The 219-nt window shown below is 66.2% G+C and carries 1 protein-coding gene; it reads right to left on the bottom strand.

Annotated features, from left to right (window positions below; all coding sequences use genetic code 11):
- The coding region (locus HMPREF2914_RS24555) for a nucleoid-associated protein (protein ID WP_049314617.1) at positions 1 to 219 on the bottom strand (219 nt) is incomplete at both ends.

Below are 219 nucleotides of genomic sequence, written 5' to 3'. Positions count from 1 at the left end.
TGGAGCCCAGCAGGTGCGCCTCGAAGCTGATCGACAGGCCTTCGGCGCGGCCGGTGAAGCGGCGGAACTGGTTGAGGGTGCGCTTGTCCGCCGGGATTTCCGGCGACAGGCCGTAGTCCTTGTTACGGATGTAGTCGTAGAACGCCCGCGGTTGCTGGTCGTCCATCAGTTCCGAAAGCGCGTCGAGGGTCATCGGCTCGCCGATGCGCGCCTGCGAGG

The organism is Pseudomonas sp. HMSC067G02, assembly GCF_001813485.1.
Lineage (GTDB): Bacteria > Pseudomonadota > Gammaproteobacteria > Pseudomonadales > Pseudomonadaceae > Pseudomonas > Pseudomonas aeruginosa.
This window is presented reverse-complemented; position numbering and strand designations above follow the sequence as displayed.